This is a genomic window from Alkaliphilus crotonatoxidans (assembly GCF_054658015.1).
This window is the reverse complement of sequence record NZ_BAAHXS010000004.1, coordinates 1437999-1453551: the sequence shown is the minus strand read 5'-3', so window position 1 is coordinate 1453551 and position 15553 is coordinate 1437999. Positions and strand designations below refer to the sequence as shown.

The 15553-nt window shown below is 42.2% G+C and carries 12 protein-coding genes; 4 read left to right on the top strand and 8 right to left on the bottom strand.

Going from position 1 to position 15553, the window contains the following annotated elements:
• Positions 1–40: 40 nt before the first annotated feature.
• The gene (gene cls, locus ACYQ1I_RS09495; protein ID WP_459764649.1) at positions 41–1540 is read right to left on the bottom strand and encodes a cardiolipin synthase; all 1500 of its coding nucleotides are present in this window, start codon (positions 1538–1540) and stop codon (positions 41–43) included.
• Between the two features lie 130 nt (positions 1541–1670).
• Positions 1671–3494: a sensor domain-containing diguanylate cyclase gene (locus ACYQ1I_RS09490; protein WP_459764647.1), complete on the bottom strand. Its 1824-nt coding sequence runs from the start codon at positions 3492–3494 to the stop codon at positions 1671–1673.
• A 297-nt stretch (positions 3495–3791) separates the two neighbouring features.
• Between ACYQ1I_RS09490 and ACYQ1I_RS09485 the strand changes: the two genes are divergently transcribed.
• Complete coding sequence (locus tag ACYQ1I_RS09485; protein ID WP_459764645.1) at positions 3792–4961, top strand: MFS transporter; 1170 nt, start codon at positions 3792–3794, stop codon at positions 4959–4961.
• A gap of 30 nt (positions 4962–4991) precedes the next feature.
• Here the strand turns inward: ACYQ1I_RS09485 and ACYQ1I_RS09480 are convergent, their stop codons facing one another.
• Positions 4992–6512: an ADP-ribosylglycohydrolase family protein gene (locus ACYQ1I_RS09480; protein ID WP_459764643.1), complete on the bottom strand. Its 1521-nt coding sequence runs from the start codon at positions 6510–6512 to the stop codon at positions 4992–4994.
• Between the two features lie 314 nt (positions 6513–6826).
• Between ACYQ1I_RS09480 and pyrB the strand changes: the two genes are divergently transcribed.
• Complete coding sequence (gene pyrB, locus ACYQ1I_RS09475) at positions 6827–7762, top strand: aspartate carbamoyltransferase (protein ID WP_459764641.1); 936 nt, start codon at positions 6827–6829, stop codon at positions 7760–7762.
• A complete protein-coding gene (locus ACYQ1I_RS09470) occupies positions 7756–8184 on the top strand; it encodes an aspartate carbamoyltransferase regulatory subunit (protein ID WP_459764639.1) in 429 nt (142 codons plus the stop codon). The genes pyrB and ACYQ1I_RS09470 overlap by 7 nt, the downstream gene beginning before the upstream one ends.
• Positions 8185–8258: 74 nt before the next feature.
• Here ACYQ1I_RS09470 and ACYQ1I_RS09465 read toward each other — a convergent pair whose 3' ends face one another.
• From ACYQ1I_RS09465 to ACYQ1I_RS09455, 3 genes are all read right to left on the bottom strand, one after another.
• Complete coding sequence (locus tag ACYQ1I_RS09465; RefSeq protein ID WP_459764637.1) at positions 8259–9965, bottom strand: glycosyl hydrolase family 18 protein; 1707 nt, start codon at positions 9963–9965, stop codon at positions 8259–8261.
• A gap of 85 nt (positions 9966–10050) precedes the next feature.
• Positions 10051–10740 (bottom strand): YczE/YyaS/YitT family protein, encoded by a 690-nt coding sequence (locus ACYQ1I_RS09460; protein ID WP_459764635.1) that lies wholly within the window; start codon positions 10738–10740, stop codon positions 10051–10053.
• Between the two features lie 91 nt (positions 10741–10831).
• Entirely contained in the window at positions 10832–11956 is a 1125-nt protein-coding gene (locus ACYQ1I_RS09455) for an aminopeptidase (protein WP_459764633.1), read from the bottom strand.
• Between the two features lie 162 nt (positions 11957–12118).
• Between ACYQ1I_RS09455 and rd the strand changes: the two genes are divergently transcribed.
• A complete protein-coding gene (gene rd / locus ACYQ1I_RS09450; RefSeq protein ID WP_459764631.1) occupies positions 12119–12277 on the top strand; it encodes a rubredoxin in 159 nt (52 codons plus the stop codon).
• 102 nt (positions 12278–12379) lie between these two features.
• Here rd and yihA read toward each other — a convergent pair whose 3' ends face one another.
• A complete protein-coding gene (yihA, locus tag ACYQ1I_RS09445; protein WP_459764629.1) occupies positions 12380–13003 on the bottom strand; it encodes a ribosome biogenesis GTP-binding protein YihA/YsxC in 624 nt (207 codons plus the stop codon).
• On the bottom strand, positions 12993–15356 hold the full coding sequence (gene lon / locus ACYQ1I_RS09440; RefSeq protein WP_459765332.1) for an endopeptidase La: 2364 nt from the start codon (positions 15354–15356) through the stop codon (positions 12993–12995). Before lon ends, yihA begins: the two co-directional genes overlap by 11 nt.
• Positions 15357–15553: the final 197 nt, after the last annotated feature.

Sequence of the window (15553 nt, the reverse complement as noted above, 5' to 3'; positions counted from 1 at the left end):
GTACCCTGCATCACCTAAGTGGTAGATAAGACCTCACCTGCTAGGCAAAGGGGATAATCAACCGACCAATTAAATACTTGATCCGTTGAACGACGGTAATCTGTTTAAACTCATCATAGGTAACCTCAGTACTGTTTTTTAGGTAATCCTCAAATTCTCGATTAATGGCATCACAGGTCTGCCGGTCATATATAACCCCATTAACCTCATAGTCTAAAAAGAGGCTTCTGGTGTTCAGATTAGCCGACCCCACCGAAGCGATTCGATTGTCTTTAAGCAGCACCTTGGCATGGAGAAAGCCCTCATCATATAAATAGATTTTTACCTTTGCCTTCAGCAGCTTCTGAAAGAAAGATTCATTGACCCACCCCACCAAAAACAAATCAGGCTTATGGGGGATGATAATCCTGACATCGACACCCCTAAGGGCGGCGGTTTGAAGGGCCTTTAGCATACTGTCGTTTAAAATCAAATAGGGCGTGGCAATATAAATCTTCTCCTGGGCGGTAGCTATCATTGAAAAGTAAACCTGACTAATTTCATTCCAATGGGTATCAAAACCGCTGGTTACCATTTGTACAGCAACTTCATCTTTAGTCTCCACCGGCGGGAAGTACGCTGTATCAAGTAATTTTTCCTTTGTAACATAATGCCAATCTCCCAAAAATATCTGCTGCAGCCCTTTAATTGCCTCTCCTTCTATTTTAATGTGCAGGTCCTTCCAATTTCCTACAGCCTGATCTCTTCCCAGGTATTCGTCGCCAATATTGAATCCCCCTACAAAGCCCACCTTGCCGTCAACAATCAATATTTTACGGTGATTACGATGGTTGAGCTTTCCCTTCAGCAGCGAGGCTATGATTCCATCATAGGAATAGACATGGACACCGGCATCCCGCAGGGACCTTACATAATTCTTTCCCAGATGGCCACTGCCAAGGCCATCGTATAAAAACCTTACCTCCACCCCTTCCCTGGCCTTTTCAATCAATATATCCTTAAATTTATTGCCAATCTGATCATCTCTGACGATGAAAAATTCAATATGTACATGATGCTCTGCCTTATCAATTGCTTCAATCATTTCATCAATGATGCTTTTCCCTCCATTAAACAGCGTTACTTGATTGTGATCTGTTACGGGAATCCCTGTATTGGCTTCAATTAAATTAATTAACCCCTGTTCGGGCTGGGAAAAGGTACGCTGGCTTGGAGCCCCCCTTCCTAATTCCATTAATTGATCCATATATTGACTACGGTCATTTTGATATCCGTTGGCCAGCCTTGTATTTTTCCAGATTTGAAACAGGGTAAAGGTAAAAAATAATATGAGGGTAATCATGAAGACATCAATCATATTTAGATAATACATTCCTTCCAAAAGACGATGGAGCAGCCAGGCAATTCCCAATATGACTGTCATGGCAGCCACATAGGGGTAAATACCGATCATTAGGCCATGGGAAATGAATAAAAACAGATTAAGAAAAAATATCATAGCGAAAAACAGCATAAAGCCATATTTGTACAAATTCACCATAGAATTGCCTCCAATCAACGATTCTCTACTATTACATCATTTCCCAAAACTATAAATGTATGCTTTCCAACAATAAAAAAAGAGACCGATATCAATCGTTCTCTTAATTATTTTTCCATATAAATTCTTTTTAATGAAGGGCCTCTGGTTCCCAGCACCTAACATGGTTTTTACCAAAGCGCTTCGCTTCGTAGAGGCACTGATCAGCCAATTGTATCAGCTGGTTTTTTTCTACATGACAATTGGTAAAGCTGCAAATACCTATGGAAACAGTTACCCCTACTCCCCGAATTCGGAAGGAGGCAATGGCATCTCTAATCCTTTCGGCTATTTGCTTTGCTTCCTCCTCTTTAATATCAACCAGCAGTACAATTACCTCTTCGCCGCCGTAACGGGCCACCACGTCTTTTTTTCGTACATTTCTAATGATCTTTTCGGCCACCTTCTTTAATATTTCATCCCCAAGCTGATGCCCATATTGATCATTAACCTCTTTAAAATTATCTATATCCAGCATCATCAGGGTAAAATCCCTGCGTTCTCTTTTATGCTGATCATAGATTTCTTCATATAGCGTTTCAAAGGTCAGCCGATTATATAAGCCGGTTAAGCCGTCAATACGGGCCTTCCTCTGAAGGTCTCCGATATATTGTATATTAGAAATCATCAGACCGATCTGCTGGGCCATCAGCTCCGTAAAACGAAGCTGCTCCTTAGAAAAAATGTAATAGCTGTTATGTCCCAGGGTTAAGGTTCCCAAGGCAGTTCCCTGGTAACTGAAAATGGGCAGCGTTACAAAGGAGAAGATATTCATTCTTTGGGCCCACAAGAAATCGCATCGTGGATCAGTTGATGCATCATATACGATAACCGGTTTTTTTGTTTCAAGGGCCAGTCGGCTAATGGTATGGGGCACCTCCCCCAACCCTTCTATGGAGTCCTTTTCCGGTAGATTTTGAAACAATACCTGCTTTCCTTCTCCGGTAAGGGTCATCAAGCATCGTTTTGCTCCCGTTACGTCTGTAATGATTCGATAAATATGCTGAAGGCCCTCTTCCAATTGAAAGGATTCTGCAGAATGACAGGCCAGCAGCCCTTCCAGGGAGGTGGCTCCCAGGATTTTTTCCATGATTAAATTTTGCCTTTCTATTCTTGAAAATAAGGCCGATATTTCCTCAGTAATCGATTCCAGTGCATTTCTAACTTCATTAAGATAAATCTCTTTACGGGAACTGTAGTTCAGCAATAGGCCCACCAGCTTTCCCTTACTGAAAACCGGAGACGTCAATACAATCTGGGGAGCATAATACAGGTGAAGGGTCGGGAAAATTTCCTCCAGCATCCTTTGCTCCTGAATTAGCTGTCCTTTTTTATAAAAATCCAAGGGGGCCCTTAGCTCATATATTTTGCCGTCGTTTAAAAAGGATTTCCGTTCTGTAGCCACCAGGGGAATCATCAGCATTTTTTCAAGATTAATATTAAAATAAATGCCCTCATAGCCCATTTTGTTTTTAATAAAGCGCAGGGCCATATGGAGGGCCCTTTCCTTATCGTATTGGCGAATTAACCCCCTGAAAAGCTGCATCAAATTAAAGCTGTCTTCTCCTTTAACCCGTTGATCAACTTCTGAAATAATTGGTTCAATGGCATTAACTAAATTCTGATAAATCTGATCAGGCTTAGTCACCTTTGGTGTTCCCCTTAGGCCCAGAATAAGGGTACCATTCGTACGCTGCATAGGTATTTTTACAGCACAAAGCCGGCTCAAGAGCTTGTCTTCCCTTTCAATGGGCGGCAGGTCGGTTTCAGACAATTGAACATATTCCCGACCGTTCCGGCTAAAATAAACCAATAGCTCCCCTGAACCCAACAAGGAATTTGAAAGCGCTAAAATTCCCCGTAGCTTTTCCTTTGTCATGTTAATAAATTTTTTCTCTAGCTTCCCCTGACTCAATATACCCTCTCCATTTCCATCGGTTTCATAGATATATATGGGCTATTGTCTAATAATATGTATCTATTTACTGCCTTCCCCCTGAAATGACCCTCTGCCTTTTTCAAAATAGTTATATTTTCCTATAGACATTACATTTACTTTTATTTCCACTCCTATTTTATAATATTTAGAAAATAACTGCAATTAATATCTTTATTTTCTGCCCCTTATGTTTTGATAATTTTTTGGAATACTAGTACTGACCTCACATGAAAAAGACAGGTTTGAGGAATTTTTATTTAAAGGAGTCATTCTATGTTTGGCATTCCTATGCAATCCTTTAAAAAGGAAATATGGTATTTCCTGGCCTCCATTGTCATTGTCCATACAGCCGCCTATTTGGTTACACCTATTCTTCCTATTCTGCTTAAAAATGAAAAAGCCATGGGAGTAATGGAAATTGGTATCATCATCAGCATTAGTTCCTTTTCTATGCAGGCAGGCAGCTTTGCTTCGGGCTTATTGTCTGATCGTATAGGAAATAAATACAGCATTTTAATTAGCAATGCATTCCAGGGAATTGGACTTTTGGGCATGGGTTTATTCCATAGCTTTTCCAGTCTGATTTTCTTTTCTGCCCTTAACACACTTGGTACTGGAATCTATATTCCCTCTACCAAGGCCGCCATTTCCTATATTGCCTCCGAGCAGGAGCTGACAACGGCCTTTTCCCTTAGAAGCATTGCCTCCCATATAGGCATCAGTTTGGCCGGGCTACTGGTCTTTGTTTTTGCCTCCGCTTATAATTTTTATTATGGCGGCATCCTCTATGGCCTCCTGTTTATAATATCTTTTTTATTTTTGCCCAGTAATTGTGGCGGCGGCTCCTGTCCGCCGATTCCCCTTAAGGCCTATCAAACAATTTTTCGGAAGGGGGAATTTATCAGGTTTTTGTTAATATCTGTTTTAATCTGGAGTCTTCACTCTCAATTGGCATTCTTGCTTCCGTTAAGGGGAGATGCAGTTTTGAGGACATCCGGAAGAATTGGTATGATTTGGAGCATCACCAGTATCAGTGTTATCCTGTTTCAAAGTACCGTTGCCAACAGAATTCTTTCCAGGTATCCTTCTAAAACCAGTATGATCATGGGGGTATTGATGGTAGGCCTGGGGGTGACAATGATCGGCCTTGCAGACAGCTTTTCGTTTTTGATTTTCTGCGGAATTGTGTTTATTGTGGGAGAAATGCTAACCATGCCCACCCTCGACAGTCTTACAGGTCAATTTTCTGATCCGAAGCTGGTGGGAGCTTATTACGCTGCTTCCAGTATTGCCACGGGCATAGGCAGTGCCCTGGGTACCTATGCCAGCGGCCAAATTATTAATCGCTTCACCATTATGGGCAGCTACATTCCGTGGGGAATTTACGGGGGATTTACAGTATTGCTGATGATATTTATTTTTATTTATTTTAAAAAAGCATAACCAATCTATTGACCAGCTGGTTATGCGCTATTAGTTATTTTTCTTAAGGCTTTGGATTGCCTCTAAAACCTCCCTGCCGATTTCATATTCCGGTGCAATTTCTACAGATCTTCTGGCATATCGTTCTGCCTTTTCCAGATCGTCTAAATTTAAATAGGTAACGGCTAAATCACAAAGCAGCATGGGATGATTCAAATCATAGGCCAGGGCCTTTTTAAAGGACTTCAGGGCTTCTTCATAATTTTCCTCTTCAAGACACTGGGTGCCATAGCCTTCATAGGCCTCAATAATATGAAGCTTTATTTTTTCATTCTTTTTTAAGTCGGGACCTTTACTCACTAAATTTTCAAAATACGTAACGGCTTCCTTATAGCTTTCTTCCTTATTGAGTTTAATTCCTGTCCATAGAAGCTGATGGATTTCATCCTGACATTTTTCTTCATTGATGCTTTCCCTCATTCTTCGGTAGGGGTTATTCCCTTTATTTTTCAAGGAAAGTTCAAAAAGCCTGTCTGACAGGGCCAGCAGCTCTTCGACATTGCTTATTTTGTTGACATAGCCCTTTGGTATATGGGGAAAGCCCAGGTAGGCCCCTGCCAGGGTTAAGGCAATGCTGGCGGTACTGTCTGAACCCTTCGACAGCAGGCAATCCTTTAATACCCTTTCATAGTCGTTTGGATTTTTTAAAAAAACATAAAGGGCAAAGGGAATCGACTCCAACACATAATCACCATTTCCCCATTCCCTTTGAACCTTTTCTATTGTCCAGTTTTCAATTAAGGCTTCCTTTAAATCACGGTTAATTCTCGTATAGAGGTTGGCGATTTCATTATTTTTTCTGGTACGGTAGACCTTTGTCTCGATTCCTTTAATACTTTTGGCCAGGGATTCTACAAAGGCAATAAGCTCGTCCTGTTCCCGCAATGAAAAGGGGGCACAATTAACTAAAAGGGCAATGGCAGTGCTGTGCAGAATACTGGAGGCAATGGCCATTTGATCCATATGGGTAATGGCCGCCTGCATTCCTGCAAGCAGCTTTAAACCATTGAAATCGCCATAGTTTATGAGGGCTCCTGGAGCACATCGTTTAGCAGCCCCGTTTCCTGCTGATTCAACCCCACTCTTATACCATTCGACCCTTCGCTCGTGATAGTTCATTCTGAATTCCCGTAATGTATTACCCATTGTGACAGGAGAAATTCGAACCAGGCGATTGGCCAGATCTTCAGGATGAAAGCCCTGATTGATAATTAATGACTCGGCAAATTTAATAGAAAGTTCTGTATTGCTTGTAATGCTTAAGGAAACAGACCGCTTTTCGCCCCTTAGAAAATTATTGATATTTTCAATCTCCCTCTGGTGATTAATATCCAGGTAACTGCCAAAGGCATCACCAATAGCAATACTGACCATCGTCCCCCGAATTTTTTCCCGATATTCAATATTGGGTAGCGGGATCAGATTAATGGCCTCGCTATATCTCATAAAATCTGGCATATCGCCATGTTCAATTAACAGCTCGTAAGCCTTGCTTAAGGACATCATATACATGAAAAGGCACCTCTTCGTTTGTTTGTATAGTTGTAATTCTACATAAATAGAACATTTCCTTCTGTAATAGGGCCCATATTGACAATTAATATAATTCGTGGTATATTTTGAAAAGATTAATATACCTTTAATTCGGTCCTGTGAGGCTGACAAGGAACTACGATGCATTTTGAAATGTATTCTATTTTGTGTGCATTTAAACCCTTTCATCCTTCAGGATCAAAGGGTTTTTTTATCTGATTCACCTTTAATTTAGTCCCGGGAGGCTAAAAAGGGAGTATTGCTCCCATCAAAAAAAGAAAGGGAGGCATATTATGAAATTAAAAGGTAAGCACTTAATTGACCCCAATGATTTTACCCTGGATCAGCTGCAGGAGATCATTGACCTGGGCCTGGCATTTTATCAAGGCTCTAGAGATTACAAGGATTTATGTAAGGGAAGGATTTTAGGTACTCTTTTTTATGAACCCAGTACCAGAACCCGCTTGAGCTTTGAGTCAGCCATGCTCAGGCTGGGAGGCAGTGTCTTGGGCTTCTCTGATGCCAATACCAGCTCTGTTAAAAAGGGGGAAAGCATTGCCGATACCATTCGTGTACTGGATGATTACGCTGACCTGCTGGTCATGCGCCACCCCAGGGAAGGGGCCCCCAGGCTGGCCTCTGAATTTTCAACCGTACCCATTATTAACGGGGGTGACGGTGGTCATCAGCACCCTACCCAAACCTTAACGGATCTGATCACCATTCAATATTATCATGGTGAAATTAAAAATCTTACAGTGGCCTTCTGCGGCGACTTGCTTTTTGGCAGAACTGTCCACTCCCTTCTCAGAACCCTTAGTCGGTATCCCCAAATATCCTTTGTATTAATTTCTCCGCCGGAGCTAAAAATCCCCCATCACTTAAAGCTGGAGCTAACAGAAAATCAGCAGGCTAAAATCTATGAGACCACTTCATTAGAGGAATTTTTACCCGAAATAGACATTCTTTATATGACTCGAATTCAAAAAGAACGCTTTTTCAATGAAGAAGACTATGTAAAGTTAAGGGATAGTTATATTTTGAATCAAAACAAGCTATTTCATACTAAGAAAGAACTGTTGATTCTTCATCCCCTTCCCCGGGTCAACGAAATACATTATGATGTGGACCCTGACCCCCGGGCTAAATATTTTGACCAGGCCAGGCTGGGGGTCTATGTTAGAATGGCCCTGATTGCCAAATTACTGGGGGTGACTGAATCATGCTGAAGGTGACGGGTATTGAACGGGGAATTGTTTTAGACCATATCAGTTCGGGAAAGGGCTTGAAAATATTTCAGAAGCTAAACCTTGATAGGCTTGATTCACCGGTGGTTTTACTAATGAATGTACCCAGTCAGCGGCTGGGGAGAAAGGATATTATTAAGGTACAGGATGAAATTGATATAGACCTGGCTATTTTGGGGGTGATTGATGAAAATATTACAGTCAATATCATTGAAGGCGAGACCATTAAAAAGAAAATAGCTGTTAAAATCCCCCAACAGATTAAAGGACTCCTTCAATGCAAAAATCCCCGCTGCATTACCAGCGAGGATCATTATGCCGAAGCAGTTTTTACCTTGGTTCCCAATGGTAAAATTCAATACCGCTGCAGCTATTGTGAAGAGCTTATAGAATATAGGCTATAGAAAGGCTTACATCATTTCCTTTTCATAACAGGAACAGTTCCTTCGAGCTGTTCCTGTTATACGATTCTCTACTCTTATGGCAGAGGCAAACGGGCTGCCACGCTTTCGTAGTCTTGTCCCTGCTTTAACACTGAATTAATTGTCTCCCATACAGCTTCTACTTCAAAATCCTTTCGCCAGGCTGCTGCACCGGCCAGATTATATTGATTAACAAGGCTTGTCTTCAGAGCAAGGGAACGACTTTCCTCCAGCCAGACTCGATATTGCTTTCCATCGGCACTATATTCACCATAATATTGCCCTGTTTCTTGATTCCACTGAACAGAAGCTTCGTTTTCCAATAGGATTTGGTTAATTTGCTCCATTCCGTAGGCCTTGGAGCTAACCCTCACACCACCGCCGGCAAGGGGTTCCTCCTCCCATAGCCGGGTATAAAAGGGCAGTCCTAGTAGCAGCTTTTCCGCTGGAATTGATTCAAGGGTACGCTTAAGTCCCCTTTCAACCCACCCAATGGAGGCAACTGAACCGCTTTTGGGGCTGGATGCCCAATGTTCATCATAGGTCATGACAGCCACATAGTCTACAATTTCAGCCAAAGCCTGCCGATCAAAGACCATTGACCAGTTTAAGCTGTTGGAGGGAACGGTAACATCAATCGAAACAATCAGATTGTTTTGATGCAGAACCTCCGTCAGCCTGGCCACAAAGGCAGTGAGGGCCCTTTGATCCTGATAATGGATGTTTTCAAAATCAATGTTGATGCCATCCAGGCCATATAACCCGCTATAGAACAATAAATGGCGAATAAAGTTATCCTGGGCTGAATCATTGGCCAGAAAGGCACTGGTTAAGTCAGGGTCAAAGCTGTTGGTTACCAGTCCCCAAACCTGATAGCCCTTCTGCCGGGCGTTTTCCATATAGGTAAAATCCCCTTTATTTTCAAGGTTACCCTTTTCATCCGTCAGTCTAAACCAGGTGGGGGACAGTACATCTACTGCCGCCAGCTTTTCCTCCTGCCTGCGATCCTTTGTATATCGGCCGACATAATCCCATACCAGGCCTATTTTTCCCTGAAAGCCAGGCTGATGCTTAATTGAAAATGTGAGACTGTCGGGTTCAGAGACAGGCTCCTTTTCCTGAAGTCTGTCCTTTCGAATATAGCCCAGATAGCCCTCCTCTGTTCGTACATGGTAATAATCTTCTACGGAATCATAGAGGGTTACCGCTGCTCCCTCCGTCAGGGTAAGCTTTCTTTTTCCCAGTATCCCCGGTGACTCCAGTAAATAGGCTTTTTTAGTAATTTCCCCCCGGGAATAACTACCGTCTGCCCAATCAATCATCACAATGCCGCTGCTTTCTCCCTGACTCACTTTAATCCCCAGCAAGCTTTCCAGGGACTTTATGGGAACATATAGCTGACCGTCAATTTCCTCAAGAACAAAGTTCAACGCAAGGGGTGCCTCTTTTACCTGCCTGTCCAATAATTCATTCTCAAAATAAAAGCCATCCTCCTTAGGTGTTAAAAGCAGCTTTTGATTGTCCTTGTCAATAGAAACCTCCTGATGTATATACTGGTTTACACCCTCCAGGGCCATATAAACCTCTTGATCCATTACAATTACCTCTGTATCAAGATATTGATCCTCTAATATGGGCCTTCCACCCATTTCCATGGCTTCGTTGCCAATCAGATGACTGCCTTGAACAAGTCTTGAAATGACCAACAGCCCCGTCAAAACCATCATTGTCAGCACCAGCAGGACTGTCATGAGCTTTTTCATTTTGATCCCCCTAATCTAAAAAATAGAACTCCTAAGCATCATTATATAGGAGTCCCTTTTAAATCTAAAGTGTTAAAATACACCATTAACAGGCCTCTTCCTTGGGGAATTGACCCTTTAATTTTTTGTATAACTCAATACAATTGATATGTTCTACGGCCTTGCTGTCGTAGTGTCCGATCTTGAAGGCCAACTGTACCGAGGGCCCAATGGCGGTGGCGGCAAAGAGGGTTCCCAGCCCCACGGGGCCACCCAACAAATAACCAATGGTCAGGACCGTTACCTCAATGCTTCCCCTGATCAGCCATACTGGCTTTCCAGTTTTTTTAACTAATCCCTCCATTAATCCGTCCCTTGGCCCTGCCCCTAGCCGTACCCTCAAATAGAAGTAGGAGCCCCAGCCGATAATTAAAATACCTGTCAACAGCATTAGCATTTTTCCTGCGAGGGTTTCAGGAGTTGAGATAATTTTTAAGCTGTCGATTAAATCGACAATAAAACCAATAAAAACCATATCGCCCACGCTGCCCAGCCCTGGTGTTACCTTTAGAGCCATCGAGCCTGTTAAAATTACCAGCCCCATTAATTGGGTTACCTGCCCCAGGGTGAGGGGAGTATGAAGTGACACGCCCATATGAAATACCCCCCAGGGATTCATTCCCAGGCCTGCATCACGCATTAGCAGCACTGCCAGGGCATAAAGAAAATATCCCAAAAACAACGAAGGCAGCTTTCTTACCAATTCAATCCATTCCCTTTTTTGTATGCTATTCATTATGATCCCTTTCCTTGCCTAATTAAAATTTTGACCCTTATATATTATATCGGTTTCCTGAGGGAATGAAAAGATTTGTCTGGCCCTTTCTTTACTTTAAATTTTCTGGATTTAAGCCCTTTAAAGCATCCACAACAAACATACCGTCTTTACGAATTAATACATCGTCAAAATAAATTTCACCACCGCCATATTCGGGTCTTTGAATGGCCACCAGATCCCAGTGTAGTGCAGAGCGATTCCCATTGTCGGCCAGATCATAGGCATTACCAGGGGTGAAGTGGAAGCTTCCCATGATTTTTTCATCGAAAAGAGTATCCTTCATGGGTTTTAATATGTAGGGGTTGACACCAAGGGCAAACTCTCCAATGTATCTGGCCCCTTCATCGTTATTAAATATCTGATTGATTTTTTCTGTATCGTTGGCAGTGGCCTTGACAATTTTACCATTTTCAAATTGAAGGTATATATTTTCATAGGTAAAGCCTTGGTAAAGGGCCGGCGTATTATAGGTGATATAGCCGTTTACCGAATCCTTCACAGGGGCTGTATAGACTTCTCCATCGGGAATATTTCTTTTACCTGCGCATTTGACAACGCCAATGTCCTTAATGCTGAAGGTCAAGTCGGTACCAGGGCCCTTTATTCTGACCCTATCGGTTTTCTCTAAAAGGGTCACTAAAGGGTCCATGGCACGATCCATTTTGCTGTAATCCAGGTTACATACGTTAAAGTAAAATTCTTCAAAGGCATCGGTACTCATATTGGCTGCCTGGGCCATGGAATAATTTGGGTATCTCAAAATACACCATTTGGTGTTGGCCACCCGTTCCTGTAGATGAACCGGCCCCACCAGCCTTTCGGAATAAAGGTTTAGCTTTTCCACCGGTACATCAGCAAGCTCAGCACTGTTTTCCCCTGCCCTAAGGCCAATATAGGCGTCCATATCCTTCATTCTGGTTAATTCGTAATGGGCCATCAGCTTCATCTGTTCTTCAGTAGCCCCCATCAAAAGCTCCCTTGTAAATTGAGGGTCCTTTATGGTTACAAAGGGGATCGCCTGTACTCGATAGGCTTCCTGTATTAAGGCCTTTACCAGGGGATATTCTAAGCCGATGGCTTCAATTAATAATTTTTCACCGGGCTTTAATTGAACGGAATAATGGATTAAATTTTTTGCCAGTTGTTCAATTCTTGTATCCTTCAATTGCTTCACTCCTTATGGAATATTTTGAATGTTTTAAAACAATTATATCATAAAAATTCTTTCATACGTAACTATGTTTTTATTTAATTTGTTTGTTTAACTTTTTTAATTATAGGGTATAATGGAATTGTGTAATTCAACACAATAAACCGATTGAAAGGGGATAGAAAAATGAAATATGTATGTATTCCATGCGGATATGTGTACGATCCAGAAGTAGGAGATCCAGACGGCGGCATCGAGCCAGGTACTGCCTTTGAAGACATTCCAGAGGATTGGGTATGTCCTGTTTGCGGTGTTGGCAAGGACATGTTTGAACCAGAAGAATAATTACATAGTATTTAAAAAGGGGCCCAAGGAGCCCCATGAAAAAAGCCAGTAACCCTAACCAAAATGGAATGGGTACTGGCTTTTTGATATGCTCAATCTATGTTACCGGGGCGATTCCTCCAGGGTAATATTGGCACCCCGTTGCTGAAATACCTCTGTAATCGCTTGCCATAGCTGATCTATTCCTTCCTTTTTCAAGGATGAGATGGGCAATACTTTATCCTCTGGGGCCATTTTTAGAGCTTCCCTGATGATTTTAATATGTTTTTGATAATTGCCCCTTGAAATTTTATCTGCCTTGGTGGCCACAACAATGGTACCAAAGCCATAGTGCTTAATCCAATCGTACATTAGCTGGTCGTCTTCAGTGGGCTGATGCCGTATGTCTACCAAAAGCACCACCTCTTGCAGATTTTCTCTGGTGGAAAGGTAGGTTTCTATAATTTTTCCCCAGGAGGCCCTTTCAGTTTTAGAGACTTTGGCATAGCCATAGCCGGGTAAATCCACCAGATGAAATTCCTGATTGATCAGATAAAAGTTGATGGTTCTGGTTTTTCCTGGGCTGGAGCTGACCCTGGCGAGCTTTTTCCTATTCAAAATGGTATTAATGGTTGAAGATTTTCCCACATTTGATCGGCCTACCATGGCGATTTCCGGAAGCTGCCCTTCAGGATACTGCTTAGGGGAAACGGCACTAATAACAATTTCTGCTGTTTTAATTTTCATTTTTTTCTCCCCTCTTTAAGGCATGATTCAATACTTCATCCATATGGGACACAAAGACAAACTCAATTTTCCTTCTTACATTTTCCGGAATGTCCTCTATGTCCCTTTCGTTATCCTTAGGCAACAGCACCTTGGTGATTCCAGCCCGTTTAGCCGCCAGCACCTTTTCCTTGACACCACCAATTGGCAGTACCCTTCCCCTGAGGGTAATTTCACCAGTCATGGCCACCTGCTTATCTACCGGCACATTGGTCAGGGCAGAAATGACCGCTGTGGCCATGGCAATGCCTGCCGATGGGCCGTCCTTGGGAATGGCCCCCTCAGGAATATGAATATGAATATCCAGCTCGGTATGAAAATTGGGTTCAATTTTTAACTCCTCAACCCTAGATCGTATATAGCTGATTCCTGCCCTGGCAGATTCCTTCATGACATCCCCCAATTGACCGGTCAGCACCAGTTTACCTGCTCCCTTCATGGGAGTCACCTCGATCGACAGGGTATCTCCCCCTACTGGGGTCCAGGCCAGGCCTCTGACAATACCCACCTCATCCCTGACATTGATCAACTCGTAGCGATAAATGGGATTCCCTAAATATTTTTTTAGATTATTAGGGGTAATTCTAACGGCATTGACCTTATCTTCAACAATCTTCTTTGCAACCTTACGGCATACATTAGCAATCTGCCGCTCCAGGTTTCTGACTCCTGATTCTCTGGTATAATTGTTAATTATATCCCGAAAGGTATTTTCAGACAGCTTTATATGGCTTTCCTGAAGACCATGCTCTTTTATTTGCTTTGGCAGCAGGTATTTGGTACCGATATTCAGCTTTTCCTCCTCGGTATAGCCCGCAATTCGGATTACCTCCATACGGTCAAGAAGGGGCCTTGGTATGGTATCCAATGAATTGGCCGTGGTAACAAACATTACCTTGGAAAGATTAAAGGGAACCTCCAGAAAATGATCTGTAAAATCTGAATTTTGCTCAGGGTCCAGTACCTCCAGCAGTGCTGAAGCAGGGTCACCTCTAAAATCACTGGCCAGCTTATCGATTTCATCCAATAGAAATACAGGATTTTTACTTCCCACCTGACGCATGGCAGAAATAATTCTACCCGGAATGGCTCCTACATAGGTTCTTCGATGACCCCGAATCTCGGCTTCATCCCGAACACCTCCCAGAGACATTCTGACGAATTTTCGATTTAATGCCCTGGCGATTGATTTGGCAATGGAGGTCTTCCCCACCCCCGGTGGCCCTACTAGACACAGAATAGGCCCCTTCATGGTTTTGGCCAATTGGCGAATGGCCAAATATTCCAATATTCTTTCCTTTACCTTTTCCAATCCATAATGATCTTCATTTAAGATTTCAGCTGACTGCTTTAGATCCAGCTTGTCCTTTGTTTCTTTATTCCAGGGCAGATTTAAAACCCAGTCTATATAGTTTCTAATTACACCGGTTTCTGCCGAAGAAGGAGAAAGCTTGAGCAGGCGGTCAATTTCTCGTTCTACCTTTTCATGAATATCCTTTGGAAATTTAATTTTTTGGAGCTTTTGCTTAAATTCGTCAACCTCTTCAACGATGCCTTCATCTTCTCCAAGTTCTTTTTGTATTGCCTTTAGCTGTTCTCTTAAATAGTATTCTTTTTGAACCTTATTGATTTGTTTTTTTACTCGGCTGTTGATCTTTTGCTCTATTTCTAAAATTTCGATTTCTTCAAGCAAGATACGATACAGGGTCTCTAGGCGTTCTCTGGGAGAGAAGGCCTCCAGTATCTCCTGTTTTTGGCTTGGCTTCAGATTAATATTGGCAGCAATGGTGTCGGCTAAACGGCCTGGCATTTCTATTTCTGATACGGTTAATAGAATTTCTGGTGATATTTTATTACTGACTTCTATGTATTGCTCGAAGGAGCCCAAAACACTTCTCATAAGGGCTTCAATATCTCTGTCACCAACAATTTCTGTTTCATGGATCTCCTCTTCGACCTCTACCATAAAATAGGGCTCTTCCTGATGAATTTCCTTAATTCTGGCTCGATTAATGCCTTCAACCAATACTCTGATGGTGTCTCCGGGCAGCTTTAGCATCTGTTTAATTTTTGATATGGTCCCTACCTGATAAAAGTCCTCTGGATTCGGCAGATTGATCTCAGCTTCCCTTTGGGAAGCCAGAAAAATTAACTGATCATTGACCATTGCTTCTTCCAGGGCATTGATAGAACGCTCTCTCCCCACATCAAAATGTAATACCATGTATGGAAAAACAGTAAGGCCCCTAAGGGGTATTAACGGAAGGCTGCGACTTTTCACTTCTTTTCTTGGGCTTTCTTGTTCCACTATGATCACTCCTTTGTTATAAAATCTTAAGCATGCTCAATTCTATTTAAATTATATAATAGTCCAAATAATTGGTCAGATTACTTTATTTTAGCAGTTGAATATTATTATATCGGTTAATGAATCTTTTTTCAATATTTTACCCTAATTGCCCTAAATCTATCAATTCCATTATAACATTGTACCAGAAAACTGCCAAAAAA

What these genes read in the sequence shown, in the direction of transcription:
- cls (WP_459764649.1), bottom strand. Translation starts at nt 1,540, where the DNA reads ATGGTGAATTTGTACAAATATGGCTTTATGCTGTTTTTCGCTATGATA.
- ACYQ1I_RS09485 (WP_459764645.1), top strand. Translation starts at nt 3,792, where the DNA reads ATGTTTGGCATTCCTATGCAATCCTTTAAAAAGGAAATATGGTATTTC.
- ACYQ1I_RS09480 (WP_459764643.1), bottom strand. Translation starts at nt 6,512, where the DNA reads ATGTATATGATGTCCTTAAGCAAGGCTTACGAGCTGTTAATTGAACAT.
- pyrB (WP_459764641.1), top strand. Translation starts at nt 6,827, where the DNA reads ATGAAATTAAAAGGTAAGCACTTAATTGACCCCAATGATTTTACCCTG.
- ACYQ1I_RS09470 (WP_459764639.1), top strand. Translation starts at nt 7,756, where the DNA reads ATGCTGAAGGTGACGGGTATTGAACGGGGAATTGTTTTAGACCATATC.
- ACYQ1I_RS09465 (WP_459764637.1), bottom strand. Translation starts at nt 9,965, where the DNA reads ATGAAAAAGCTCATGACAGTCCTGCTGGTGCTGACAATGATGGTTTTG.
- ACYQ1I_RS09460 (WP_459764635.1), bottom strand. Translation starts at nt 10,740, where the DNA reads ATGAATAGCATACAAAAAAGGGAATGGATTGAATTGGTAAGAAAGCTG.
- rd (WP_459764631.1), top strand. Translation starts at nt 12,119, where the DNA reads ATGAAATATGTATGTATTCCATGCGGATATGTGTACGATCCAGAAGTA.
- yihA (WP_459764629.1), bottom strand. Translation starts at nt 13,003, where the DNA reads ATGAAAATTAAAACAGCAGAAATTGTTATTAGTGCCGTTTCCCCTAAG.